The sequence below is a fragment of the Ehrlichia ruminantium str. Welgevonden genome (assembly GCF_000026005.1).
Lineage (GTDB): Bacteria > Pseudomonadota > Alphaproteobacteria > Rickettsiales > Anaplasmataceae > Ehrlichia > Ehrlichia ruminantium.
Genome location: NC_005295.2, coordinates 1492102 through 1516355 on the forward strand (window position 1 = coordinate 1492102; position 24254 = coordinate 1516355).

Consider the following 24254-nt stretch of genomic DNA (forward strand, 5'->3'; position numbering starts at 1 on the left):
AAAACTTACATACATGTAATATACTCAACTTATAGATAAAAAATAAACACACAAAACTACTTAATATAAAATTTATGATACATTAAAATACATTACATGTATTAGCTCAAAACATGTTAAATACTATAAAAATATATAATAACAATCCACAATTAAATACTAAAATTAGCAATTAACCTAAGGATACATACAATATTAACAAACTCATATCTAATTATATATATAACAATAGCATATAATTATATTTAAATAAATTATACGTTTTAGAAAACAAACAAAGCTTAATCCATATACCACAAGCTATTTGCAGATTAATAAAACAACAAACTTAATTCATCAATACTATTACTTATTTCATAGACATCACAATAAAAACACATCTGTAATAAACTAAAAATTATAAAAGGAAAAATACCAAGCCTACCTTTAAACCTTTAACAGTAACTAAAAATAGTGCTTACCACCCATGTTCTCTTATCATACAAACTATCAATCTCAATAACTAGAAATACATAGTTAAAGACAAGGACTAGTAAATAGATAACCTAACTAAAAAAACATAACATCAAGTATTAATATAAAAAAACTATATATTACTTATTTACTATAAGAAAAATCTAATCCCAACCTCACAACCAAAATAATCAATATCTAAATTAGCAGAAACAAATGTCATTTTAGGAACAGTATTTAACTGAACAGGATGATAAACCACTTTCACCCTATCATATTTACTACCCATAACTTTATGATAATACCCACCACCAAATAGCATAGTACGAATACTTAGTGGGTAGTTTACTCCAAATTTAAGCTGATAAGAAAATTTAGGCAATGAAACTCCTATAAATTTTACATAATCCCCACCAATACCAGCACACACGTAAGGTGCTAAAGGAATATTTCCGTGAGCAACATCATAACAAAAATTTACATGCAATGTCCTAATCTTAACCCCATTATTTTCCAACACTACAAAATCATTATTATTACTTGAGTCAGTATTAGGAGCTGCATTATCTTGACGAGATACAGCACAAAACTTATGACTTTGACTCCCTTCAGGATACCACTGCCTTTCAATTCCGAAACTTGAATAAGATGTTTCAAATTCCATTCTTATATTATCAAAATAGTACCCAAACATACCACCTATCCCTGTAGAACTGGTACTATAAGTAGGATTATATAATCTTGTAAAATTAGCACGTTTTGTAATATCAGATTTACTTAGATCCAAATCTAATCCATAAACACCCTTAGTTAAACCAGGGATTGTTTCTGAAGCTGAAAAATTATCAAAATTTGGTATACCTGTCCTATACTGAACACCTGCATAAAACCTACTTCTATTTTCTGAAACATCCATATCAGATATAGCACGTTCAGGTAGTAAAGAAAACAACAATGCACTTAATGTAACACCTAAAACAAATTCCTTATAATTCATTTCTTTATCCATTAATAACCAAAGGTAAACTACGGGAGTGTACTATAACAAAGTATATTAAGTCAAGCATTGTATACAGAACAAAACAAAAGAAATAAGGTTATTTATATACCATAATTACAATAGCTAATCGGGAGCATAATAAATAACCTGCAGAACTTTAAAACAGTAGAATACTCTTACTATAAAACACATATATTATTATCAACAAATTAGAAAATATTCTTATTAATACTTTAAATGTATTTCATAATAAATATCATAATTTAAGAATAAAGATTTAAAAATACATTATAATCAGCACTGCTAAAATGTATTAGAATTACTGAAATTTATATATAATTTCTATACCATTAAAAAAAAATTTATTCTTTCAATATATAAATCATAGAAGGAACTGGTAACAAAAACATTCTATTACACTATATTATGATCAAATATATTGTTTTTTTACAATAATCAGTATATATAATAATCTTTTACTAATTTTAGGTAATATATGGACATTTTGAATACTAATAATGAAACTGGAAGTGATATAGTGTATACTGAGTATCCTGTGAGTTATGCAGCAGATCAAGAACCTTTTGTTAACTTAATGATAACACTGTCTCCTACACAAACAGAAGACCAGTACTTAGTTGAGTTACTAATTGAAGCAACTAACTTGGACAAAGGAGTATTACAATCATTATATGGTAAATTAACAGCTACTCTTGCTGATAATTTGTTAGTTTTAAAATACGATGATGTTTCTATTTCACTAAACAGAGATTCTTTGCTCTCTTTATTTAATAATATAAAAGTCAATAAAAATACTAGTCTAACCGAATAGTTACTCTTATTTATATAATAAGTATTTTCACATTTTATTTAACATATCTTTAGTATTAGTAGTTGTTATGTTATATGTTATAAAAATGTAAGTCTGTATTTTAAACACGGGTATGATTTATTTGGTTCTATAGATTTTATATCTTAATTAAGTTGCTTTTTTGCTATTGTAACATTATGAAGGTCTATTATCGCTAATGTTTTTGTTGTGAAATATATTTTAATGAGGTTGTTATATAATGTATTACAACTGGTTTACATATCTTCTAAGTATAATAAAATTTATGTAGTATAGAGATATGTAATAAGTAGCAATTTAAAATGATACCACTATTAATTCATATGCTCTTTTAAAATAGTTTTAGTTTCTTTAGAATATTTTTTAATGTATGAAATGTGATCGCAAACAATATCTCAGGAGTATTTTTTATAAAGTTTATTAATCTATTCTTATATTTGAAAAAATCTTACTATTGTATAAAAAATATGTATGTGCCCTACTTATTAGGATAAATTCTACCTTAATCTGATAGAAAATTTATAATACTTAAAGATAGTAAGCTTATTATTAGACTAGAAAGATCTCTGTTACGAGTTTTTAATTAAAATTATTATCTAACTAACTACTTTTTATTATTATAACAGCAAATTCAACTTTTCTCAGCTAATATCTTGTAATATAACTTTTTATCAATTATGTCATTCATAGTTTTTAATACTATTACTCATAACATCATACTTATAGAAAGTATCCATAACAATAATTATAGATGCTAATCATTAAGTAATATAAAGTTGTTATCATAAAAGTTATTAGTTAAAAATACAAATTATTATATAAATATCATAATTATTTAATTAATATAATATTAAATATCAAACACATAAGTAAATTTTTTAGATTATTCATAAACATATATGTATTAATATCCATTATATTATACATATATATTAATATATACGCTTTTAAGATACAAATATCTTATATAAAGGAATTTATTACCATTAAGAAACTAAAATATATTGTTTTTCAATATTAATCATCATATAATCCTAGTATTAATAAATTTAGGTAAGTCATTATGACTATTTTTGGTGAATTCGACGTTAATATTACAATTAATGGCAATCCAATGCATTATGTAGGAAAAATTACCGTAGACAGTGATGGTAATTTTAATACTGATCTTCACTTAGATCATGGTGTAGGTACCCTTGGTCATTTTACAGGACATTTAGATTTTAGTGAAGATGATGATGAAACACCTATTTTATGCTATGAATTTACACAACATGCACTCAGCCCAGGATTACCTGAAGTAGGTGAGCACAGTGGATATGTAGAATCTGTAAATAAAGAAGGAGATCTTGTTTTTAACGGTCATGATATAACAATATCATTCCATAAATCAGAAGAACAAAATGTACAAAAAGTACAAGAGGAAGAACAAGAAGCAGCAGAAATACAACCACAAGAAGCACAAGAAGTACAACCACAAGAAGCACAAGAAGTACAACCACAAGAAGCGCAAGAAGTACAACCACAAGAAGCACAAGAAGTACAACCACAAGAAGTGCAAGAAGTACAACCACAAGAAGTGCAAGACGCAGAATAACAACATAGCTAGAATAAGTAATTTTTTCATGATTGTTAAACACAATAAAGTAGATTTCAATATCTACTTTATTGTGTCCTTTTTTTATTATTTATATTTTTCATCTTGTCATATCTTTAGTTTTGTTATGACTTTTTGATACATGTACAAAATATTTTTCCAAATATTTAGTACTGTATTCCGCTGATTTAAATTTATAATTCCTTTATATATCGTAAATAATAACAAATGAGCTAACATCTGCTATTTGCTAATTTTATTGTATTTTTATGTTTTTAATCATATAATTCACAACCTAACAAATTAAACATTGTATCAACACATATGCTAAATATTGCACAAAGAATCTTTGGCTCAACAAATACTAGATTAGTAAAGTCATTGTATAAAATAGTTAACCAGATTAATGCAATAGAGCATGAATTTCAAATTCTTTCTGATGAGTCCTTAAAAAATAAAACTATAGAATTTAAAGAACAACTAAACAATGGAAAAACCTTAGATGACATATTAGTACCTGCCTTTGCTGTAGTAAGAGAAGCATCAAAACGTATACTTAATATGAGACATTTCGATGTTCAGCTTATAGGTGGTATAGTACTACATAAAGGAATGATATCAGAAATGAAGACAGGTGAAGGAAAAACCTTAGTAGCAACACTAGCTGCATATTTAAATGCCTTAGAAGGCAAAGGAGTACATGTAGTAACAGTAAATGATTATTTAGCAAAACGTGATGCTGATTGGATGGGAGAATTATACAATTCTTTAGGAATAACTGTTGGATGCATACTCAGTGACACAAATGACTTAGATAGAAAAAAGGCTTATAACTGTGATATAGTGTACTCAACTAACAATAATTTAGGTTTTGATTACCTACGTGATAACATGAAATTCTCAAGAAATGAGATGGTACAGAGAGGTTTCAATTATGCCATAGTTGATGAAGTAGATTTAATTCTAATAGATGAAGCAAGAACTCCTTTAATCATATCTGGGCAAGTAGACCAAGATATAAAGATGTATAATAAAATAGATAAATTAATATATGAGCTCAGTGAAGAGGACTATGAGTTAGAGGAAAAGCACAGAAACATATTTTTAACAGAATGCGGTATAACAAAAATTGAAAACCTATTAATTCAACATAAATTAATTTCTTCTAACACCTCATTATATGATATTGATAATATGATAATTATGCACTACATAACCCAAGCGTTACGTGCACATAAAATATTTTCTCTAGATAAGGATTATATAATAAAAGATGGCAACATAATAATTATAGACGAGTTTACAGGTCGTATGATGGACGGCAGAAGATACTCAGATGGATTACACCAGGCTATTGAGGCAAAAGAAAAATTAAATGTAAACAATGAAAATCAAACTTTAGCTTCCATCACTTTTCAAAACTACTTCCGTATGTATAAGAAACTATCTGGAATGACTGGTACAGCAGAAACTGAATCTGAAGAACTTTTAGGGATATATAACTTACAAGTCGTACAGATTCCAACAAATACTCCAGTTCAAAGAATTGATTTAAATGATGATATATACTGTACAGAAGAAGAAAAGTTTGATGCAATTATAAAATTTATTTCTGAATGTCATAAAAAGTTACAACCTGTATTAGTAGGAACAATAAGTATTGAAAAATCAGAAATACTATCAAAGTTACTTACAAAAAATAAGCTAAAACATTCAGTATTAAATGCACGTTATCATGAACAAGAAGCATATATAATAGCACAAGCAGGTATACCAGGAACCATAACAATTGCTACAAACATGGCAGGTAGAGGCACAGATATACAACTTGGTGGTAACCTAAAAATGTTAGCAAAAACAACACTTGCCAATATTTTAGATAAAGAAATAATAAGTATAAAATATAAACAACTAGTAGAAAAAGTAAATAAAGATAAAGAAATAGCTATACAAGCTGGAGGATTATGTGTAATTGGTACAGAACGTCATGAAAGTAGAAGAATTGATAATCAATTAAGAGGACGTTCAGGAAGACAAGGAGATCCAGGACTATCAAAATTTTTTCTATCATTAGAAGATGATCTATTAAGAATATTTGGATCAGATAAAATAAAAGGTATGTTAAAAAAATTAGGCATGAAAAAAGGTGAAGCAATACAACATACCTGGATAAGTAGAGCTATTGAAAAAGCACAACACAAAGTTGAATTAAGAAACTATGATATTAGAAAATCATTACTAAAATTCGATAATGTAATAAATGAACAAAGAAAGGTTGTTTTTGACCAAAGAAATCGTATTTTAGACAATGATTCTTATAATATTTCTTTAATATATAGAGATATCAATAGTGATATAGTAAATAATATTATACATGATAAATATTACAACTTAGATGATGAGACTTACAAGTTAATATCATCAGAGATCACAAGAATATACAGCATTACACTAGATTACAACACGATCAGTGAACTTGAAAGTAAAAACAAACTGATAGAACATATAAACAACATCACCGATGAATTTTTCAATAAGAAAATAGCAGAATTTACAAGTAAAGAAAAAGACTTATGGGATAATCTTACAAAAAAAGTAATGATAATGTCACTAGATTACTTGTGGAGAGAACACCTTGCTGCATTAGATAGCTTAAAATGTGGAATAAATTTAAGATCAATAGCACAGAAAGATCCATTAAATGAATTTAAGTCTGAGGCATTTTCTATGCTTGAAAGTATGATGAGCAATTTTTATGAACTAATAATACAAAGATTAGCTCACTTAAAATCTGATAACATATTTCATAGTTACAGCAAGGAACTAAATAATTTACAAAGCTCACAAGATATTAATTCCATCAAGATATCAAGAAATGAAAAATGCCCTTGTGGATCAGGAAAAAAATATAAACACTGCCATGGAGAAAATATTTAATTAAAAATAAATAAGATCTATAAAAAGTATTATACAAAATCTCAATGCTACTATTGTAATAATAAAATCAATATTTACTAATTGCATAACCTTACATAAGAATATTAGTATGTTGTCATTATCTTATAAAAATGATGTTATAATTTCCATAATTACTTCAATATGCTTTCTTTATGTTTCACATGAAACATAATCATTTTTTATTAGACATAACTTCTTCAACTACCTTATTTTTATATATTATATTAAGCACTACAGTTCTTTAGTATATGTAATAGTATATTAAATCATGATAATCTACAAAAAATGTCAGTATATTTTACTTAATATTTAACATAAATAAATTCTTATATAAAAAACATGAATAGAACATTACTCGATACAGTAAAGCATTTAATATATCTCTTTGATACTCATAACCTAACTTTTGTAAAAGTACACTGCTTTCTCATACCACAGAAATGTAAGTTACATATATAAATACTCACTTATTTTCTATAATTAAATATTAGGTTAGTATCATTCAATCTGGATTATTAGTTAATAAGTAATCAATACTAATTATCAACAATGATAAAAAATTATAAGTACTATTAAAATAGAAACCTAAAACAATACCACAAAAATTATTAATAATACAAATATTCACATAATAAATACAGATATAACATTATTAAAGTACATAATACATGCTATATAAGATATGTATCATAAATACAATAAAAACAATATTATATATCTTTTATATTAACTAACAAAAATAACTTTAAAAGATAATACTTACATTCTATCAAAAAACTACACTAGAATTATAAACCTTCAAGTATATAGATAACACATACTAATATCATTAAAAAATAAGGAACAGTAATTATGCATTATCAATATAAAACAAAAAGGTAATAATGATTACAAATAAATTTCTTATAATTAAGCTTAAGCTAGGCTATATACAAAAAACATAATAATAAAAAAACAAATTACCATGCTTAACTGTCAATCATAAAAATTAAAAAATACGTTATGGTATAAGGATGGACCATATACCATAACATATACCTTAAATGCTATAAAATAACAACATTATTAACTTATATAAAAGGCAATATTAAATATCTACTTATCACCAAAATGAATTTTATAGTTATATTTGAAACATATATCAAATTGACAACATAAGCTTATTATCATAAAACAGTTAACTGTCAAGTAGGAACTACTACGCATACATTTCACTTGAACGCACAAGCATTATAACATGATTTTGCTTAGTCTCAACTTTAACTTCTCCTGGTAGTTTTTGTGGTAATGAGTAATCATCATCAATTAACATCACATTACCTCTATCTAGATTTGATATTTTAAAATCTTTATTAAAAAATGCACTTTCATACATTTTATCACTGGAATGGTAACATTGAAGAGCAATATCAATATTGCATTTTACAGAGTTATTATCAACAGTAATATTATTATATTTTAAACCTAGTTCCCCAACATCTCCTGTATGTTGATTAGTAACAGATCCACTCATATAATACTCACTCCCAGCTGGATTCAAGTGCATCTCACCAGAATAAACATCAAAACCACTACTCTTTTCTATCAAAAAATCAATATCGTATGTCATAAAAAACCATGTTATTAACATAAATTATATATACATATAATAACTTATTAAAAATTTTATGCAAAAAAATTATTTTTTTAACCTAAATATAGTAAATCTATCATAAATTAAAATATGGCAGTAAACCAATTCTATAGGTCCATACCTATATTATTACAATCTTTTACATTAATTTATGAACAAAACTATACACACACTATACTTAGTACTAAAAACCAACTTAATATCAATCAAGTTAAGTAAAAACCATACACAATATATATGCCTAATGTATCACACATTAAATAGAGCTTAAATTTTTACATCTCACTTTGAATAGGAAAGAAAAATACAACATAAACTTTTTATCTTTTTAAATATAAAACAATAATATCAACAATATCAATATAAGTATTAATACTATGTTTATATTATTCTATATTTTTTAATATTTATCTAAGTACTTCACATTAATAAATATTACAAATATTTACACTGCCTTTTGATTCAAATCATAATAAAGCACTTTTTATTTTGTAGTATTTCAATATCACTCACTGAACTTAAAAATTACTTAGTTTGATCATATAATTTACAAACATAATCTAAATTTATACTAATATTCACCTACGAACACCAAAATTACAGAACATATATTAAATATTCATTCACTATACTATATTTTTTATTAGATCTATTAATATCAAACGTTGTCACAGTAGTTAAGAAATAGGATATTAACAAAAACTATAAAACAATCATTCACAATGCTATAGCTTATAATGCTTTTACACAAATACCAGATGGGTTAATATAAAAAGCTAGTTACTGATTATAATATAAACCAAGGTAACTCAAACACATTAAGTTATTATCATTATGTTCTATATAAGTAATTAAATAATTTAAGTCTACGTTATCTTTAAAATTATAATTCGATCATAAGGTTATAAACTCACATAAATATGAATTGTAGATTTATTATACTTACACACACTAATATATTGACTTATTATATATTTTTAACCATATCTCATTCTTGAGAAGCTTAAGCTATACAATAAAGTATTAATTAATAGTATTTTTACTACATCTAACATAAAAACTTCATATAATTTTTACCTTACAACTAAGATATACAAAAATATAACGCTTGATATTTCTATGCACCCCAAAATTATAAAAACATATTATTAAAGAACAATCTCACGATTAGAAATCAAAATATTACAAATGGTTTTATAATCTTTTATAGATAATCTAATATATAGATAAAACTTATATTACATATCAACTGTAAAATTTAACATCACTTATTTTTCCTAAAATTACAGAGAAAAAACATTTATATTTATTTTTTTAATACTAATAATGCAAAATCAATTTTAAATATAAGAAAACATAAAAGGATTATTGTTTTACTTTTATTAGTGTAAAATTAATAATTGATGCTAGTTATAATATGTATATTTAGTTAAAATACTGATGTAACTTGTTCTATTATTAATCAAATTATTTGCATTATTTTATTGGCGTAGTATATTAGCTTATCTTTATTACGTATTCAATATGTCTTTAAATATTTATTTACCAGATCAATCTCTATTAAGACCAAGAATAACAGTTTTTGGTGTAGGTGGTGCAGGTGGTAATGCTGTCAATAATATGATACAGTCTAATTTACATGGAGTTAATTTTGTTGTAGCAAATACAGATGCTCAAGCATTAGAAAACTCTCTGTCAGAAAAAAAAATCCAACTAGGAATTGGACTAACAAAAGGATTGGGAGCAGGATCACTACCAGAAATTGGTAAAGGTGCAGCTGAAGAATCAATTAATGAAATTATAGAAGAAATAGTAGATAGTAATATGCTGTTTATAACTGCTGGAATGGGTGGTGGAACAGGAACAGGTGCAGCCCCTGTAATTGCAAAAGCTGCAAAAGAAAATAAAATTCTAACTGTAGGAGTTGTTACTAAGCCCTTTCATTTTGAAGGAGCACATAGAATGAGAACTGCTGAGTATGGTCTAGAAGAGTTACAGAGGTATGTTGATACTTTAATAGTAATTCCTAATCAAAATTTATTTAGAATTGCAAATGAAAAAACAACTTTTGCTGATGCATTTAAACTTGCAGATACCGTATTACATACAGGTGTACGTGGTATTACTGATTTAATGATAATGCCAGGATTAATTAATTTAGACTTTGCAGATATTAGAGCAATAATGAGCGAAATGGGCAAAGCAATGATGGGCACAGGAGAAGCAGAAGGAGAAAATAGAGCTATATTAGCAGCTGAGGCTGCGATATCTAATCCTTTATTAGATAATGTTTCAATGAAAGGAGCTAAAGGGATACTAATCAACATAACTGGTGGATTAGATATGACTTTATTTGAAGTGGATGCAGCTGCAAATCGCATAAGAGAAGAAGTAGACAGTCATGCTAATATAATATTTGGTTCAACATTTGACAAAGAAAGTGAAGGAAAAATGAGAGTATCTGTTCTAGCAACAGGAATAGATAATGAGGAAGTAGTAATACAGAATAAAAGTATGAACAAAGATAGAGAAGATCATAGCATAAATTTTTCTGAAGTATCAAATAAGAACTTTAACCATTCAGATAATGAGATTGCTTATTATAAACCAAATGATCCAGGAGAGGATAATTTTAACTCTATGAATCATAATAAGAGACATAGTCATTACAAAACGGATAATCACAAATCTAATACAATTCCTAATTCAGAACATAAAAAAGTATATCCTAACCGTAATGACTATTGGGATGAAGATTCCTTTAACATACCAACTTTTCTGAGAAAAAAATAATTTCCAATGTCTTATTGGCTTTTAAAAACAGAACCACAAGATTTTTCTTGGAGTGATATGGTACGTAGTAACATTACTGTATGGGATAATGTTCTCAACTATCAAGCACAAGGTTACTTAAGATTAATGAAATCTAATGACCTTGCTTTTTTTTACCATTCTGGAATAGAAAAAAGTATCATAGGTATTGTATCTATATATAAAGAATTTTACTGTTTTAATAAAAATGATAAATTTGGTGTAGTGGATGTAAAAATACATACAAAATTAAAAAAAGCAGTGCATTTAAAAGATATAAAACTTGAAACCAATTTGAAAAATCTTATTATGTTAAGACAACCAAGACTATCAGTTTCTCCAATAACAGAAAAAGAATGGAATTCCATATTAGAAATAAGTGAGACTTCTTTGTGATTGAGATAAATGTTTATTATAAAAAATGGTATAGTACAATAAAAAAACCAAAAATCTTCGTCAAAAATGTTATTAAATCCTCATTGATAAACTTAAATATCTATGAATATAAACCTATAATTTCCATAGTATTAGCAAATAACATACTTTTACAAAAATTAAACTATGAGTATAGGAATAAAAATAAACCAACAAATGTACTATCATTCCCATATGATAAACTAAACAAAAAATGTAATTTAGGAGAAATATTTCTTTCATTAGATACGTTGATACAAGAATCTATTGATCTTAATATACCGATAGAACATCACACATGCCACATGCTTATCCACGGGTTATTACACATTCTAGATTACAATCATGAAGAGCCATTAATGCAATATATAATGGAATCCATAGAAATAAAATTATTAGATAAACTAGGTATAAGAAACCCTTACGTTTCACGTGAAACTATATACCCATAAACAAAAAATGTATTATTTATTATAATTACCTAAGTATTAAAAAAAGCTTCTAACACTACTTGAAATCAAATTTTATCCTTTTTAGAACTATATTTTATACTAACCTATTTAATCAAATCATTAATTTTTCTCGATAAACAAATACTGTTGCATATCTTTTTATAAATAAAAAATTCAGTGACACAATTTTTATCTTATATATAATTCTATAAAATGTATATTATTTCTATGAGTAAGGTTTTTGGAATAGTCAATCAAAAAGGAGGTGTTGGAAAAACCACCACCAGTATAAACTTAGCTACAGCTTTTGCTATTGTAAACAAAAAAACACTACTAATAGATTTAGATCCTCAAGGTAATAGTAGTACTGGCTTTGGTATAACTTACCAACAAAGAACTAACACAGTTTATGAGGTATTAATCAATAATATACCCACATCATCAGCTATAATAAAAACTGAGATACCAAACTTAGATTTACTACCATCAACAGTAGATTTATCTGCAGCTGAAGTAGAATTAACACAAGTACAAAAAAGAGAATTTGTGTTAAAAAATTCCTTATCAGAAATAAAGACATCATATGATTACATTTTTATTGATTGTCCACCATCTTTAGGATTACTAACAGTAAATGCACTAATAGCTGCAAACGCAGTTATAATTCCTTTACAATGTGAGTTTTTTGCTCTAGAAGGACTAAGTCATTTAATAAAAACAATAGAATTAATAAAGAAGCATCTAAACCCATCATTATCAATTGAAGGAATTATTCTAACTATGTACGATAAAAGAAACAAGCTTAGTGAACAAGTAGAAGAAGATATAAGAAAATATTTAAAAGAATCTGTATATAAAACAGTTATACCTAGAAACGTAAGATTATCTGAAGCACCATCTCATGGAAAACCTGCTATTATTTACGACTTTAAATGTGCAGGTTCACAAGCATATATCTACTTAGCAAAAGAAATACTAAAAAGACAACAAAATTAGGTATCTCAAAATGACAAAACGACTAGGAAAAGGTATTTTTGAACTGATAGGAAACAGCACAATAGATGATAACAGTAATAATGCTACTAGTAGCAATGTAAATCCTAACAATTATATTACAATGCCGATAAATCTACTTAATCCTAGTACATCACAACCCAGAAAAATTTTTGAAAAAGAATCTCTTAAAGAACTAGCAGAATCTATAGCTAAACACGGTATAATACAGCCCATAGTAGTAAGAAAAAATCCACACAAAACTAGTTACGAAATAATAGCAGGAGAAAGAAGATGGAGAGCTAGCATTTTAGCAAAATTAAAATCAGTACCTGTAATTGTAAAAGAAGTAACTGATAGTCAATGTTTTGAGTTATCAATCATAGAAAATATACAAAGACAGAATTTAACACCAATAGAGGAAGCTGAAGCATATAAAAAACTTATTGACACTTTTTCTTATACACATGAAGACTTAGCTTCTATTTTAGGAAAAAGTCGTAGTTATATCACAAACATGATACGAATATTATTACTTCCACAATCTATTAAATCAATGGTAAATGATAAAACAATATCGTTTGGACATGCTAGAGCACTAATAAATACAGAAAATGCAGAAGAAATTGCACAAAAAATCATTGATTCAAATTTGAACGTAAGACAAACAGAATTACTAGTTAAGAAATTACAAAAATCAAAAAAGGCTGAAGAAAAACAAACAGATACAAACTTAAAAAAGTTAGAACAATCATTATCACAAACACTAAATCTAGATGTTAAAATAAACGGTTTAAATAATAAAGGAAACATCATTATAAAATATAAGAATTCTCAACAACTTAATTCCATACTAGAAAAGCTAAAAATATCCTTAACATAAACTTACATATTTATAATACTCTTGCATACCATAAAATAAATATTACCAATACATTTTTAACGAGATATCTAAAGATAAACACCATACTGGTATTACCAAAACTAAATACAATTACAATGTATTATAAAAAAAGAATTACTTAGTTATATAACACATCATAACACTACAATTACTGATGATAAGTTATAGTGTTTTCCACATAACAACATTACAAATCCTATTCTTTTCTTAGTAAAAACACAAAGTAATTGTTATAAAATCATATACCAATATTATACAAATCAACTTACAGTAGTATTTATAAAAAAGAAGTATTGGTGTATAATATTAGAATTTACAATTAGCTAAACTACAAAATGAATAGTGATTTTATCTGCCTGGGTATAATAACATCACCTCATGGAATAAAAGGACATGTAAAAATAAAAACTTTTACAGAAAATCCACAAAATTTTACTTCTTACGGAAAACTCACAGATGGCATAACTACATATGAAATCAATATAATACAGGTAGTATCAAAAAATACAATAATAGCAAAAATTAACAATATAACATCAAGAACCAACGCAGAACTATTAAGAAATAAAAAGCTATTTATAGAAAAAACTAAATTACCCAACTTAATTGAAAATGAGTTTTATCATAGTGATTTAGTAGGATTACAAGTAATTTTAGAAGACAATAATATTTTTGGAACTATAAAAAAAATTTATAATTTTGGGTCATGCGACATTATAGAAATACTATTATATAACTCAAAAAAAAGTACTATGTTACCATTCTCAAAAGATATATTCACACATATAAACACTAAAGAAAGATATGTAATATTAAAATTACCAGAAATTATAGGGAGCAATAGTGGTATTTAACGTTAATATATTAACTATATTCCCAGAAATGTTCCCAGGGACATTGGGTTACTCAGTCATAGGTAAAGCCTTAAATAAAGGTATTTGGAACCTAAATGTCATTGACATTAGATCATTTGCAACAGATAAACATAAAACTGTAGATGATAAACCTTACGGCGGTGGTCCTGGAATGATAATGAAAGCAGATGTTATAGGTTCAGCAATAGATAATGTATTAAGTACAAATAAAGAGACAAAATTAATATATATGTCTCCTAGCGGAGTAAAATTAAATCAAGATATTTCTGGACAATTAGCACATTTTTCTAATATAACTATACTATGTGGTCGCTTTGAGGGAATAGATAGAAGAGTCTTAGACTTTTATGATTTTTATGAGATAAGCATTGGAGATTACATATTATCAGGTGGGGAAGTTGCTTCTATGGTTCTTATAGAAACTTGTGTTAGGCTTATACCTGGGGTAGTAAGTAATGTTGATAGTATACGTGATGAAAGTTTTACTGCAAGTTATGGTCTTGAGTACTCTCAGTATACACGTCCAGCAAACTGGAGGGGCCTAGAGGTTCCAAGTGTATTAGTATCTGGAAATCATAAAAAAATAAATCTTTGGAAGACTCAGCAATCTTATCGTATTACAAAGCAAAGGCGTCCTGAATTAACTAATACTGCGGATGGAGATATATATGAGTAACTTACTCAAAGAGTTTAACGAGCAACAAATTAAGTTATTATCCAATAGAGAAATACCAAAGTTTAAGTCAGGTGATACGCTAAGAGTAACTATGAAAATATTTGACAGTGCTGGTGAACGTATTCAAACATTTGAAGGAGTGTGTATAAAGAGAAGAAATAATGGATTACATTCTTCATTTACATTAAGAAAAATAAGTTATAATGAGAGTATACAGTTACAAGTATTTTTATATTCCCCTACTATAGAATCCATAGAAGTAGTAAAGTTTGGTAAAGTTCGCAGAGCAAAACTTTATTATATGCTTAGTTTATTTGGTAAATCTGCAAGAATTAAAGAGCGAATTGACAGATCAAAAAAGTCATCTTAATTTCCTTTGTGTATAATCAAACTATATTTTCTCTCAGTTAGTTTTTTTATAGTTCATTTAATGTTTTTTATGTAGTAGTTTAGATGTATTAAGTAAAGATTTATTGTTATTATTTATTTAAATTTTACACATATCATTAAGGTAACTATCCAAAAATCTGTCATATAGTTCTTATGTTACTTTTAATCAATAAATTATAGCAACATACTAAGCTTATAGATTATAGTAGTTATGATTTTTCATATTTACCTAAGTTTTCATCATTTACTACAACAATGCTACATATCAAAATATGTATACACTCGTTTTATTATATAATTGCAATATTTTACTTAGTTTACTATATTTGATTTTGGTTGTTCTAAGTATAATACCAAGCTAAACAAGAGAACCATAAATATAGCAAGTTTATTGATAAATTGTATTATAAAAAAGTTACTATACATAATTTTATTGTAGTAATAATAAATAATTAATATTAAACTCCCTACTAATTTATACTTACAATATTTACGACATAACTTACCCTAGTCTTTACTTTACTACAACTACAGTAAAACTTTATACAATAATTCCTATATATATTTACTCTATAACTTACAAATTTTTATGATATTACTCACTTCAATTTATATTTACCACCATAAAAAAACTATAATACAAGAACTATTTACTCATTTATCTATAAAGCTACAATACATTACTCCTGCATTTATTATGCCTACTAATAAAAGTATATACACTATCCCATTAGTAAAACATCATTCAATAATTATATTTTTAGCTATTTAATACATCATAACAAGCATAAATACACTACCACTAAGATATATAAATTCACACTTTTCCGTAAATAATCAGAACTCTTTTAAATTTTTCTACAAATTAATACATATTAAAGGTTATTAATACTGTAGCAAAACTACCTATAAACGTACTAAAGTCCTTATTCCCCTTCTATAAAAAACATTATATTGTATAAAATAAATACAGTTTTTGTTAAAATATGCCTACTTTAATTGCCTTATTTTATATAAGAGAAAATCCAAAGCAAAATCTACTGATGACATCTGTATTTCATATCTATTCATATTCTGAAAATAGCATTTTTTATATTCACTTTCCAGTTCAGAAATAGCATAACCTATATATACCAATCCAACTTTTTCACAAATATTATTACTAGGTCCTGCAAATCCTGTAATAGAAATCGATATATCAGCTTCCGAAGCTTTTAAAGCACAAGTTGCCATTAAAAGAGATACTTCTGGACTTACAGCTCCATACTTATCAATCATATCCATATTTATACCAAGAATTTTAGATTTAGCATAATTTGAATACACAACAAAACTACAACTTAACACTTTAGATGCTCCAGGAATACAAGAAATTACAAATGACATTAAACCAGCTGTACATGACTCAGTAATAATTACTTTTAAATTATTATCTATTAAACCAGTGACACAAATTTTAGCTTTTTCTAATACTTCATTTTTTATCATCATAATACATTAAGATTTATCAATTTATAGAATTAACTAAAAGAATTATACAGTAAAAACAACTACTACCAAGATAGAAAAGCATAACACGTAATAACATAAATATCCTAATATATAATAGATAGTAAAAAACATATGATATACAAATACAAAATGAAAAATATTAGAAGGTGGTACAACTTTTTTTTTTAACAATTCCTACATATAAAATGTTACACATATAACAAAACCATATATAATAGAAGCTACTCTCAAAATAACTATGGAACATAAAAAATGATAAATGTTTATTTTAGTGACAATTCCTGTAAACAATTTCTTCCTGGAATTAAAGGATCAGATATAATAACACATTTATTTCCAGAATTATTAAACAAAGCAATAGCTATAAAAATCAATGACAAGTCATTAGACCTATCTACAGAAATTACAGAAGATTGTAAATTTGAAGTTATAACATTAGATAGTGATGAAGGACTTGACATTATACGACACGACACTGCTCATATTATGGCACAAGCTATAAAAGAAATGTTTCCTGAAGTAAAAACAGTTGTTGGACCAACTATCAAAGACGGTTTCTACTACGATTTTTCAACAGACCACATTTTTTCTAGTAATGAACTAGAAAAAATAGAAGAAAAAATGAGAGAAATAATAAAAAAAAATGAAAGCTTCATACGTGAAGTATGGACTAGAGAAGAAGCTATAAGATTTTTTTCTAATAAAGGAGAAGATTACAAAGTCAAAATAATAGCTAAAATCCCAATTCATGAAAACATTACTGTATATAAACAAGGAAGTTTTATTGATTTATGTCGTGGACCTCATGCTCCATCAACAAAAATATCAAAAGCTTTTAAACTAACAAAAGTATCTGGGTCATACTGGGAAGGTAATACAAATAATGCTCAACTGCAAAGAATTTATGGTACAGCATGGCGTACTGAAGAAGAACTCAAATTATATTTAAATAACTTAATTGAAGTAGAAAAAAGAGACCACAGAAAAATTGGGAAAGAATTAGAATTATTTCATATTCAAAATGAAGCATTAGGTCAAATATTTTGGCATGAAAAAGGATTGATAATTTATCGTATTATAGAGAATTACATAAGAAAAAAATTAGAAAACAACGGCTATATAGAAGTTAAAACCCCGTATCTATTAAGTAAAACTCTATGGGAACAATCTGGACATTGGGACAAATTCCGTGAACACATGTTCTTAAGTGAAATTGATAATAAAGTTGTCGCAATAAAACCAATGAATTGTCCATGCCATGTACAAATATTTAACTCCAAAATTAGAAGTTACAAAGATTTACCACTGAGAATGGCAGAATTTGGAACATGTCATAGATATGAATCATCTGGAGCATTACATGGATTAATGAGAGTACGCAGTTTCACCCAAGATGATGCACATATCTTTTGTACAGAAGACCAAATTATAGAAGAAGCACTAAAATTCTGTAATTTACTAATGGAAGTATATGAAGTTTTTGGTTTTAAGGACATCTTAGTAAAATTTTCAGACCGTCCAGAAAAAAGAGCTGGCAGCGATAAAATATGGGATAAAGCTGAAGAAGCACTAAAAGCCTCTGTTAAAGCAGCAAACTTAAACTATGTTTTAAACCCTGGAGATGGAGCATTTTATGGACCAAAATTAGAATTCACACTAAAAGATGCTATTGGTAGAGAATGGCAGTGTGGAACCTTACAGATGGACTTTGTCTTACCTGAAAGATTAGGTGCTTATTATACAGGAAGTGATGGAAAAAAACATCACCCAATAATGCTGCATCGTGCTATCTTAGGCACTATTGAAAGATTTATAGGAATTTTAATTGAACACCATTCAGGTAAATTACCTATATGGTTAGCGCCTGTACAACTATCAATATTAACCATCACTGAAGACGCTATTGACTATGCAATATCACTAAAACATAAAGCTATGAAACAAAACATAAGGGCTGAAGTTGATATTACAAATGAAAAAATTAATTATAAAATACGCAGTCACATATCAAAAAAGATACCAGTATTATGGATAATTGGAAAGAAAGAAATTGAAACAGAATCTGTATCTATTCGCTACTTAGAATCTAAAGATCAGCATATAATGTCGAGTGATAAAGCATTGAAAACATTACTAAGTTGTGCTAGCATCTAGTAATTTTCTAACCAGGAGTATAAAATTTGAAGTCAAACAAATTTTCCAATAAAAATAAAATTAACGAAATGATAACAGCAAAAAAAGTAAAGCTTGTTGATCAAGACAGTGTCATGGTCGGAGTTGTAGATATTGAGGAAGCATTATCCAGAGCTAGATCTGTAAATCTGGATTTAGTTGAAATAGTACATGATGATGAATATCCATTATGTAAGATATTCGACTATAGCAAGTATAGATATAGTCACAAGAAAAAAATAAGTGATTCAAAAAAGAAACAAAAGACCATTATTGTCAAAGAACTTAAGTTTAAGCTTAATATCGGAGACAATGATTACAATGTGAAACTAAACATGATACGCGGATTTATAGAAAGAGGTGATAAAGTAAAAATATCCTTAAAATTTATAGGAAGAGAAATACTTCATCCAGAAGTTGGTATGGAAATTATAGAAAGATTAATAAAAGACACAAGTGACATTGCAAAACCAGAAAATCTACCAAAACGAGAGGGAAATTTAATAAATATGATATTAACTACAAAATAGCACATACATATTAACTTTATAGTTACTATACAGTGAGTTAATATTTATACTTGTTGTTTATGTTGATATAAAAATAAGTTTTATTAACTAAATAACTATGTTTATACAATGCATTATTAGTAAAAACTCTATAGATAGTTATAGTTTTGATAGCTGTAGTGTTTTTACTAAATACTATTCCTATATATATCATATAAAACTTATAGGTATATTTCTTCTCATATTATAAAGTGTAGCTAAGTAGTAAGATACATTGATGAATAGAAAATATGTAAAAGAATTTCTAAAACATCCCTGCACAAACAGAGTTATCTTCTATCTTTTCTCAAAAAATTATACCTAATATTATCTACATACAAGACAAGTACATAACAAAACCATATATAACACATACAGTTTCATAATATATTTCACACCTAATACACATTAAATGTATTTTATAATTCTTATTTAGCTATTTACACAACACCACATTACTATACATTAATACATTGTATTCTAGTACTAACATGTACAATAGTATCCATCTAGAATTACTATAAAAAACGTAGAACTAATTTTATGAAAAACATACAACTTTATTGTTTTATATAAGCTTTTTATACTAAATAAAAAACATTCCACACATAGAATTGCAAAAAAACTACAAATAAAATAATAAATGCAGTACCCTTATGATAAAGATATCAAATATACAACAAAATTTATAATAAAAAGACCTTCTAAACTTATTTATAAAAAGAATTAATAATAAAAAAGCAGCTCTCTTATAATAAATACTTGATATGTAATATTTATTACTGATATCCAACATTATCACTATAATAAGCATTACTGTATACATTACTTATATATAAAGGATACATAAGTAATACAAAACCACATTATTAAGCTAACATTCAATAGCACAATAATTTTAGTCAATATAAAGTACTCATAACTCACTTAACATAACTACATCCATAAATGTTACTATTTTAGTACAATATTACTAGTTATGTTACGACACTATTGTTAATACAATAATAAAAAACACCGTACAATACAAACTACTAATATTTATGCAAGTAGTATTTTACCATTCACTAAAAAAAATAACTATTAATCATGGTACTATCATTAGATAATTATAAAATTACAAAAATAAATACATTATTTAATATTCCATATCCAACTATATAATTACAATTTATTTAAAAGTTACTGAAATTCTTACAAACATCAACAAAGTTTAACTTATAATTTTTTTTAAAGATCCTTTATAAAATACAACCTTATATTCTGAAGTATTATAAAGTAATTATTGTGATAACAAAAACATACCACATATTACTAATTTTATATAACGTTTGTATAATAGATAATTCATCATGATATACAATATATCATACTAATATAATACATATACCATTAAGTTTTCATAATAACATACCAATATCTTATTGTAGTTATTCTGTAAATTAAATACAGGCTAAATAACACTCTTTAAAATATTATACCAAAAGTCATCATCAGTAGAGATACTGATATTGCGTAGTCCATCCTTAATGGAATATTGTATATTTATCCTTAAATTAAAATTCACTATATCACTTAACAAATCAGGCCATTCTACAATTCCCACATCATTATCAAAAATAGTATCTATTCCTATATCGTATATTTCAGACAAAGAATTAATCCTGTAAAGATCTATATGATAAATCGTAAACTTACTAAAGTGATATTCATTAACGATATTAAATGTAGGACTACTAACATCTTCAGAAGGAATAAGTGTATTAACTAGCAATTTAACAAAAGATGTTTTACCTACACCTAAATCACCGCTTAAAGAGATAGAATCACCAGTCCTTAAATTAAATGCTAGAATACTAGCCAACTTACCTAAAAAGAGTAAATCAGCACACTCGTAATTAAACAAGATTTTCTATAACCATAAAAGATATTCTATTTTCTTCAGAAACAATTACCTACGCTCACCTTGCAAGTTTAGTAAGCTTAGAAAGATATTAATGTAATTAAAGTATAAGGTAGTTGCACCCAATACAGCCATCTTATTAAGAGATACACTATTACCATCATTAAATCTATAATACATATCCTTTATTCTTTGAGCATCACAAGCAGTCATACCAGTAAACAAAATAACAGCAATAAAGGAAATAGCAAAATCTAATGGACCATTATGCAAAAATAAATTAACTAAAGAAGCAATAATTACCCCTATAATACCCATAATCAAAAATGACTGAAACTGAGATAAATCCTTCTTCGTAACATTACCATACCACGCCATAGCACCAAACATAGATGAAGAAATAAAAAATACTTTTGTAATACTAGCAGCCGTATATATCAAAAATATGGAAGATATAGATGCCCCCATCAAAGCAGCAAAACTAAAAAATACTACTAGGACAGTTTGAAAACTAAAAGTACTCAACTTATATGACATTAAAAAAACAAGTACTATTGGAGAAAACATTATTACCCAATGCAATGGAGTATTATATATAATATTAACAGCATAACTAGACGAAGATACAAAAAATGCAACCAAGCCTGTTAAACCTAAAGCCATAGCCATATAATTATATACTTTCATCAAATAATTCCTAAGTCCTACACTATAGTAATCACTTTGAAAACGTACACTACTGTAATTGTCCATAAAACTCCACTTAAGAATACAATAAAACTCGTGTATTATACCAAAAAACTATAAAAACATCAACATAAATTTAGCATTTATTTGACATTAAACTAATAAAATACTTACATAGCAATTAGCTTACGTGATTCATCCATAAGTTCAGAAAAAGATTCCTCTAAAATTGTAGGAAGAGGACAAACTTTTGCCTTTTGTCCCTCATCAACACTTGAAACATTATATAATACAGAATCATCAATAGCTGCTAAGCTCTTACTAAGTAAACCTCTGTCAACTTCTTCTTTCAGTTGTTTATTAGCATTTGTACTATTATATAACATAAGCCCATATGCAACACAAAACAAAGCCATACCAAGGCTACGAATAATTAAAGCTAATGGTAATACATCTCCAAAAAGCCCAGGGTGTCCTGTATAAATTGCACCACATGTTGCTTCAAAAGAAAACATTATTTTTCCTGCACAAACTAGTAACATTGAAGCAAATATAGCACTAATAATAAATGTTGATTGCCTATTATGTTTATAACCAGACTTATCCTTATTTTTATACTGTTGAATACAGTAAGATAATAAAAACATTCCTGCAGCTATTACAAAAAGTATATTTCCAGTAGTATCAACTATACCCTGTACATTAAATACACAATCAGCAGGATATTGACTAATTTGAAAAATAGTTGTAGTTGTTAAGCAAAATATTACAATTGTTTGCATAGTAGTAGTAAATATACTACCTAACAAATCAACCTTGTTAGCATGCTTATTACAAAAATCTGCAATCTTACTAGCCTTAGAACTTTCAATTGTATTTTCCCCTTCTAAGACCTTTAACTGAGCCTCTATTTTCCTTCTTTGTTTCTCTAAGTAAAAGACATTATATAATGCTGCAAGAACAAACATTAAGCCCACAGCTAAAGCTAAAAAATCAAATACATTAGAAAATAATGTTATTTGATTTTTATTAGAAAAAGGTATAATATTTGACTGTAAAATAGCAAAAGCAGTAAATGTTATAAATCCAAGTACTGATGCTATAAGAACTACTCTTTTTCTTACAAGATCCTGATTATCTATTTTCAATAAACTAGCTTTAAGGTGTTCCTTTAGCAGGATATGACTTACACTGCTGATGTGCTTTAATACATCTTCTTCCACACCTTTAACAACTTTACCTTGAGACTCTATACACTTTCCATCTTCTGGTAGCTTATCTGACTGTAATTTTCCCATATCCACTACCTCTTTATTAATATAAAAAAACATGGACTTAAAAAAAAAACAGGTATATATCCTATTTTTGCGTATTATATCACAATTACACATAAAATGCAATTTAACTTTAAGGTTTTATAAAAAAA

19 protein-coding genes are annotated in these 24254 nt (G+C 26.6%); 13 read left to right on the forward strand and 6 right to left on the reverse strand.

Annotated elements, in window-relative coordinates; translation table 11 throughout:
• Nucleotides 1–604: 604 nt before the first annotated feature.
• Nucleotides 605–1462, reverse strand: coding sequence for a P44/Msp2 family outer membrane protein (locus tag ERUM_RS04715; protein ID WP_011155553.1), 858 nt, complete (start codon nucleotides 1460–1462; stop codon nucleotides 605–607).
• Between the two features lie 487 nt (nucleotides 1463–1949).
• On the opposite strand from ERUM_RS04715, the gene ERUM_RS04720 reads away from it, so the two are divergent.
• The 3 genes from ERUM_RS04720 to secA all read left to right on the forward strand — a co-directional run bounded on the left by ERUM_RS04720 (nucleotide 1950) and on the right by secA (nucleotide 6837).
• Nucleotides 1950–2285 (forward strand): hypothetical protein, encoded by a 336-nt coding sequence (locus ERUM_RS04720; protein WP_011155554.1) that lies wholly within the window; start codon nucleotides 1950–1952, stop codon nucleotides 2283–2285.
• Nucleotides 2286–3366: 1081 nt separating this feature from the next.
• Entirely contained in the window at nucleotides 3367–3900 is a 534-nt protein-coding gene (locus ERUM_RS04725) for a hypothetical protein (protein WP_011155555.1), read from the forward strand.
• A 324-nt stretch (nucleotides 3901–4224) separates the two neighbouring features.
• Entirely contained in the window at nucleotides 4225–6837 is a 2613-nt protein-coding gene (secA, locus tag ERUM_RS04730; RefSeq protein ID WP_011155556.1) for a preprotein translocase subunit SecA, read from the forward strand.
• Between the two features lie 1219 nt (nucleotides 6838–8056).
• On the opposite strand, the gene ERUM_RS04735 is transcribed toward secA, so the two are convergent.
• The gene (locus ERUM_RS04735; RefSeq protein ID WP_231837219.1) at nucleotides 8057–8467 is read right to left on the reverse strand and encodes a hypothetical protein; all 411 of its coding nucleotides are present in this window, start codon (nucleotides 8465–8467) and stop codon (nucleotides 8057–8059) included.
• 1548 nt (nucleotides 8468–10015) lie between these two features.
• Between ERUM_RS04735 and ftsZ the strand changes: the two genes are divergently transcribed.
• From ftsZ to rplS, 8 genes are all read left to right on the forward strand, one after another.
• Nucleotides 10016–11284, forward strand: a complete 1269-nt coding sequence (ftsZ, locus tag ERUM_RS04740; RefSeq protein WP_011155558.1) for a cell division protein FtsZ — start codon at nucleotides 10016–10018, stop codon at nucleotides 11282–11284.
• A gap of 6 nt (nucleotides 11285–11290) precedes the next feature.
• Nucleotides 11291–11698, forward strand: a complete 408-nt coding sequence (locus ERUM_RS04745) for an EVE domain-containing protein (protein ID WP_011155559.1) — start codon at nucleotides 11291–11293, stop codon at nucleotides 11696–11698.
• Nucleotides 11695–12168, forward strand: a complete 474-nt coding sequence (ybeY, locus tag ERUM_RS04750) for an rRNA maturation RNase YbeY (RefSeq protein WP_011155560.1) — start codon at nucleotides 11695–11697, stop codon at nucleotides 12166–12168. Before ERUM_RS04745 ends, ybeY begins: the two co-directional genes overlap by 4 nt.
• A gap of 228 nt (nucleotides 12169–12396) precedes the next feature.
• Nucleotides 12397–13164 (forward strand): ParA family protein, encoded by a 768-nt coding sequence (locus ERUM_RS04755; protein WP_011155561.1) that lies wholly within the window; start codon nucleotides 12397–12399, stop codon nucleotides 13162–13164.
• A 10-nt stretch (nucleotides 13165–13174) separates the two neighbouring features.
• Complete coding sequence (locus ERUM_RS04760; protein ID WP_011155562.1) at nucleotides 13175–14044, forward strand: ParB/RepB/Spo0J family partition protein; 870 nt, start codon at nucleotides 13175–13177, stop codon at nucleotides 14042–14044.
• A 356-nt stretch (nucleotides 14045–14400) separates the two neighbouring features.
• On the forward strand, nucleotides 14401–14919 hold the full coding sequence (rimM, locus tag ERUM_RS04765; RefSeq protein WP_011155563.1) for a ribosome maturation factor RimM: 519 nt from the start codon (nucleotides 14401–14403) through the stop codon (nucleotides 14917–14919).
• On the forward strand, nucleotides 14909–15616 hold the full coding sequence (gene trmD, locus ERUM_RS04770; protein ID WP_011155564.1) for a tRNA (guanosine(37)-N1)-methyltransferase TrmD: 708 nt from the start codon (nucleotides 14909–14911) through the stop codon (nucleotides 15614–15616). The genes rimM and trmD overlap by 11 nt, the downstream gene beginning before the upstream one ends.
• On the forward strand, nucleotides 15609–15986 hold the full coding sequence (gene rplS / locus ERUM_RS04775) for a 50S ribosomal protein L19 (RefSeq protein ID WP_011155565.1): 378 nt from the start codon (nucleotides 15609–15611) through the stop codon (nucleotides 15984–15986). Before trmD ends, rplS begins: the two co-directional genes overlap by 8 nt.
• A gap of 1010 nt (nucleotides 15987–16996) precedes the next feature.
• On the opposite strand, the gene ERUM_RS04780 is transcribed toward rplS, so the two are convergent.
• On the reverse strand, nucleotides 16997–17497 hold the full coding sequence (locus ERUM_RS04780) for a CinA family protein (RefSeq protein ID WP_011155566.1): 501 nt from the start codon (nucleotides 17495–17497) through the stop codon (nucleotides 16997–16999).
• A gap of 273 nt (nucleotides 17498–17770) precedes the next feature.
• Between ERUM_RS04780 and thrS the strand changes: the two genes are divergently transcribed.
• Nucleotides 17771–19672 (forward strand): threonine--tRNA ligase, encoded by a 1902-nt coding sequence (gene thrS / locus ERUM_RS04785; protein WP_011155567.1) that lies wholly within the window; start codon nucleotides 17771–17773, stop codon nucleotides 19670–19672.
• A gap of 26 nt (nucleotides 19673–19698) precedes the next feature.
• On the forward strand, nucleotides 19699–20220 hold the full coding sequence (gene infC / locus ERUM_RS04790) for a translation initiation factor IF-3 (protein ID WP_011155568.1): 522 nt from the start codon (nucleotides 19699–19701) through the stop codon (nucleotides 20218–20220).
• Nucleotides 20221–21691: 1471 nt separating this feature from the next.
• Here infC and tsaE read toward each other — a convergent pair.
• From tsaE to ERUM_RS04805, 3 genes are all read right to left on the reverse strand, one after another.
• The gene (gene tsaE, locus ERUM_RS04795; protein ID WP_011155569.1) at nucleotides 21692–22144 is read right to left on the reverse strand and encodes a tRNA (adenosine(37)-N6)-threonylcarbamoyltransferase complex ATPase subunit type 1 TsaE; all 453 of its coding nucleotides are present in this window, start codon (nucleotides 22142–22144) and stop codon (nucleotides 21692–21694) included.
• 45 nt (nucleotides 22145–22189) lie between these two features.
• Nucleotides 22190–22894 (reverse strand): Bax inhibitor-1/YccA family protein, encoded by a 705-nt coding sequence (locus ERUM_RS04800; RefSeq protein ID WP_011155570.1) that lies wholly within the window; start codon nucleotides 22892–22894, stop codon nucleotides 22190–22192.
• A 104-nt stretch (nucleotides 22895–22998) separates the two neighbouring features.
• Nucleotides 22999–24126, reverse strand: a complete 1128-nt coding sequence (locus ERUM_RS04805) for a hypothetical protein (protein ID WP_231837220.1) — start codon at nucleotides 24124–24126, stop codon at nucleotides 22999–23001.
• Nucleotides 24127–24254 lie beyond the last annotated feature (128 nt).

Excerpts from the sequence above, each read along its gene's own strand:
- thrS (WP_011155567.1), top strand. The coding sequence starts at position 17,771 with ATGATAAATGTTTATTTTAGTGACAATTCCTGTAAACAATTTCTTCCT.
- ERUM_RS04720 (WP_011155554.1), top strand. The coding sequence starts at position 1,950 with ATGGACATTTTGAATACTAATAATGAAACTGGAAGTGATATAGTGTAT.
- rimM (WP_011155563.1), top strand. The coding sequence starts at position 14,401 with ATGAATAGTGATTTTATCTGCCTGGGTATAATAACATCACCTCATGGA.
- ERUM_RS04715 (WP_011155553.1), bottom strand. The coding sequence starts at position 1,462 with ATGGATAAAGAAATGAATTATAAGGAATTTGTTTTAGGTGTTACATTA.
- secA (WP_011155556.1), top strand. The coding sequence starts at position 4,225 with ATGCTAAATATTGCACAAAGAATCTTTGGCTCAACAAATACTAGATTA.
- ERUM_RS04760 (WP_011155562.1), top strand. The coding sequence starts at position 13,175 with ATGACAAAACGACTAGGAAAAGGTATTTTTGAACTGATAGGAAACAGC.
- ERUM_RS04805 (WP_231837220.1), bottom strand. The coding sequence starts at position 24,126 with ATGGGAAAATTACAGTCAGATAAGCTACCAGAAGATGGAAAGTGTATA.
- ERUM_RS04725 (WP_011155555.1), top strand. The coding sequence starts at position 3,367 with ATGACTATTTTTGGTGAATTCGACGTTAATATTACAATTAATGGCAAT.
- rplS (WP_011155565.1), top strand. The coding sequence starts at position 15,609 with ATGAGTAACTTACTCAAAGAGTTTAACGAGCAACAAATTAAGTTATTA.
- ERUM_RS04755 (WP_011155561.1), top strand. The coding sequence starts at position 12,397 with ATGAGTAAGGTTTTTGGAATAGTCAATCAAAAAGGAGGTGTTGGAAAA.
- ERUM_RS04735 (WP_231837219.1), bottom strand. The coding sequence starts at position 8,467 with ATGACATACGATATTGATTTTTTGATAGAAAAGAGTAGTGGTTTTGAT.
- ERUM_RS04745 (WP_011155559.1), top strand. The coding sequence starts at position 11,291 with ATGTCTTATTGGCTTTTAAAAACAGAACCACAAGATTTTTCTTGGAGT.
- ftsZ (WP_011155558.1), top strand. The coding sequence starts at position 10,016 with ATGTCTTTAAATATTTATTTACCAGATCAATCTCTATTAAGACCAAGA.
- ERUM_RS04780 (WP_011155566.1), bottom strand. The coding sequence starts at position 17,497 with ATGATGATAAAAAATGAAGTATTAGAAAAAGCTAAAATTTGTGTCACT.
- ERUM_RS04800 (WP_011155570.1), bottom strand. The coding sequence starts at position 22,894 with ATGGACAATTACAGTAGTGTACGTTTTCAAAGTGATTACTATAGTGTA.